At 67.0% G+C, this 2,534-nt stretch carries 2 protein-coding genes; both read left to right on the top strand.

Annotated elements, in window-relative coordinates; genetic code table 11:
• Positions 1-387, top strand: a 387-nt coding sequence (locus VGG53_RS16390; RefSeq protein WP_331519119.1) for an amidase family protein, incomplete at its 5' end; no start/stop codon positions are given.
• A gap of 177 nt (positions 388-564) precedes the next feature.
• Positions 565-2,534, top strand: a 1,970-nt coding sequence (gene lon, locus VGG53_RS16385) for an endopeptidase La (protein ID WP_331519118.1), incomplete at its 3' end; no start/stop codon positions are given.

Here is a 2,534-nt window from a genome sequence, read left to right as displayed (position 1 = left end):
GCAGCCCGGGCCTACGCGCGCTTCATCGCCGACTTCGATGCGGTGATTTCGCCCGTCACAGCGCATACCACGCCACCCATCGGTCACCTCAGCCCGCACGTACCGTTCGATCGCCTACTTGAACGCCTACTCGACTACGTCCCCTTCACACCCGTGCAGAACATCACTGGGACACCGGCGATCTCGATTCCCGCCGGACTCTCGACCGATGGTCTACCCATCGGTGTGCAAATCGCCGCCGCGCACGGCGACGAACGCATGCTGCTCGAGGTGGCCTACACACTCGAGGCGGCCCAACCCTTCCCCGACATCCGTTGCCATCAAACGAACCCGACCGACGCGGCGCAGGACGCGTCGATGCACCCGACGGGCGGCAAACATGCCTGATCTGCAACGACCCATTACGTGAGCGTGGCCGCGAGGTCATCGACTCATTCTTGGCAGCAGCCATCGACGAGCTGCGCCACCTCACCGCGGCAGGGCTGGCCAGATGCGACGTCACCCGTCGGGAACAATTGCCCGGCTATCCAGGTTGAGCGCATCAGGCTTAACTTTGGAGGATTGATGGCTGAAGGCAAAACAGTGCCGGTGTTGTTCGTCAGCGACCCGATCGTGCTGCCCGGAATGGTGGTGCCCATCGCATTGGACGACGCCGCACGCGCCGCCGTCGACGCGGCGCGCGGCACCGAATCGGGCACACTGCTGATCGCGCCCCGACTCGACGACCGCTACCCGTCCTACGGCGTGATCGCAACGATTGTGCAGGTCGGCCGGATGCCCGGCGGTGCCACCGCCGCGGTCGTGCGCGGTGAGCGGCGGGCCCACATCGGCGCCGGGGCCAGCGGGCCGGGTGCTGCGCTGTGGGTCGAGGTGACCGAGGTCACCGAATCCGAGCCCAGTGACGAGACCCGCAAGCTCGCGGGCGATTACAAGAAATTGCTGCTGGCGATGTTGCAGCGCCGGGAGGCCTGGGAGCTCGTCGACGTGGTCAACAAGCTGACCGATCCGTCGGCTCTGGCGGACATGGCCGGTTACGCGTCGTATCTGACCGACGTGCAGAAGCGCCAGCTGCTGGAGACCGAAGATGTCGGCGCGCGGCTGCAAGCGCTGATCGACTGGACGGGCGACCATCTCGCCGAAGTCGAGGTCAGCGACAAGATTGCCGAAGACGTTCGCGAGGGCATGGAAAAGCAGCAGAAGGAATTCCTGCTGCGTCAGCAGCTCAACGCGATCCGCAAGGAGCTCGGCGAGGGCGAGCCCGAAGGTTCTGATGATTACCGCGCCCGCGTCGAGGCGGCCGAGCTGCCGGACAAGGTCCGCGAGGCGGCGCTGCGTGAGGTCGGCAAGCTGGAACGCTCCAGCGATCAGAGCCCCGAGGGCGGCTGGATCCGCACGTGGCTGGACACCGTACTTGACCTGCCGTGGAACACCCGCACCGAGGACTCGACCGACCTCGAGTCGGCACGTGAGATCCTCGACGCCGATCACCACGGTCTGGATGACGTCAAGGACCGCATTGTGGAGTACCTGGCGGTGCGGGCCCGGCGGGCGCAGCGCGGTCTTCAGGTTGTCGGCGGCCGTGGCTCCGGTGCCGTGATGCTGCTGGCCGGTCCGCCCGGGGTCGGTAAGACGTCGCTGGGTGAGAGCGTCGCCCGCGCGCTGGGCCGCAAGTTCGTCCGCGTCGCGCTCGGTGGTGTGCGCGACGAGGCCGAGATCCGCGGTCACCGTCGCACCTACGTCGGCGCCCTGCCGGGCCGGATCGTCCGTGCCATCGGCGAAGCCGGCTCGATGAATCCCGTCGTGCTGCTTGACGAAATCGACAAGGTCGGCTCGGACTTCCGCGGCGACCCGAGTGCTGCGCTGCTAGAGGTCCTCGACCCCGCGCAGAACCACACCTTCCGGGATCACTACCTCGACCTGGATCTGGACCTGTCCGATGTGGTGTTCTTGGCGACCGCCAACGTCATCGAGAACATCCCGTCGGCGCTGCTGGACCGGATGGAGCTGGTGCAGATCGACGGCTACGCCGAGGACGACAAGGTCGCCATCGCGCGTGACTTCTTGTTGCCGCGCCAGCGCGACCGGGCCGGGTTGACGGACGACGAAGTGACCGTCACCGAGGCGGCGTTGCGCAAAGTCGCTGCCGACTACACCCGCGAGCCGGGCATGCGGCAGTTCGAACGGCTACTGGCCAAGGCGCTGCGCAAGGTGACCACGAAGATCGCCGAGGATCCGGTGACGATCGACGAGCCGGATCTGGTGGATTACCTGGGCCGCCCGCGCTTTACCCCGGAATCGGCCGAACGCACGGCGGTGCCCGGCGTGGCGACCGGCCTGGCGGTGACCGGGCTGGGCGGCGACGTGCTCTACATCGAGGCAGGTGCCAATGACGGTGAGCCGGGCTTGCAGTTGACCGGTCAGCTGGGTGACGTGATGAAGGAGTCCGCGCAGATCGCGCTCTCCTACGTGCGTTCGCATGCCGAGGAGTTGGGCGTCGACCCCGCCACGCTGAACCGGCGGATCCACGTGCACGT

The sequence above is a fragment of the Mycobacterium sp. genome, assembly GCF_036490025.1.
GTDB lineage: Bacteria > Actinomycetota > Actinomycetes > Mycobacteriales > Mycobacteriaceae > Mycobacterium.
This window is presented reverse-complemented; position numbering and strand designations above follow the sequence as displayed.